This is a genomic window from Chromobacterium sp. S0633 (assembly GCF_024158805.1).
Taxonomy (GTDB): Bacteria; Pseudomonadota; Gammaproteobacteria; order Burkholderiales; family Chromobacteriaceae; genus Chromobacterium.
Window position 1 is genome coordinate 1 of record NZ_JAMZGH010000124.1, and the last position, 673, is coordinate 673.

Genomic DNA, 673 nt, shown 5'->3' on the forward strand with positions numbered 1-673 from the left:
TCGAAGATTTGCTGCACGCTGCCCTGTTCGCGGATTTCGCCGTGACGCATGACGATGACTTCGTCGGCGAACTCGCCCACCACGCCCAGATCGTGGGTGATGAACAGCACCGCCATATCGTGTTTCTTCTGCAGGTCCGCGATCAGTTGCAGGATCTGCTTCTGGATGGTCACGTCCAGCGCGGTGGTGGGTTCGTCGGCAATCAGCAGCTTGGGTTCGCAGGCGATGGCCATCGCGATCATCACCCGCTGCTGCTGGCCGCCGGACAGCTGGTGCGGGTAGCTGTCCACCTTGCTTTCCGGTTCCGGCAGGCCCACTTCGCGCAACAGTTCGATCGCGCGCCGGCGCGCGGCGCGGCGGCCCAGCTTGGCGTGCAGCATCAAGGCTTCCATGATCTGCTCGCCCACGCTGAACACCGGGTTCAGCGAGCTCATCGGCTCCTGGAAGATCATCGCGATGTCTTTGCCGCGCAGCGCGCGCATCTCGGCGCCGCCGGCCTTGAGCAGATCCCGCCCTTGCAGCAGGATCTGGCTGTCCGGGTGGATGCTGGCGTGCTGCGGCGACAGCAGGCGCATGATGGCCATGGAGGTCACCGATTTGCCGGAGCCGGATTCGCCCACCAAGGCGACGGTGCGCTTGGCCGGGATGTCGAAGCTAACGTCCTTGAGCGCCT

At 64.8% G+C, this 673-nt stretch carries 1 protein-coding gene; it reads right to left on the reverse strand.

The window, feature by feature from the left end; translation table 11 throughout:
• Positions 1-673, reverse strand: a 673-nt coding sequence (locus tag NK214_RS24900) for an ABC transporter ATP-binding protein (protein ID WP_253315809.1), incomplete at both ends; no start/stop codon positions are given.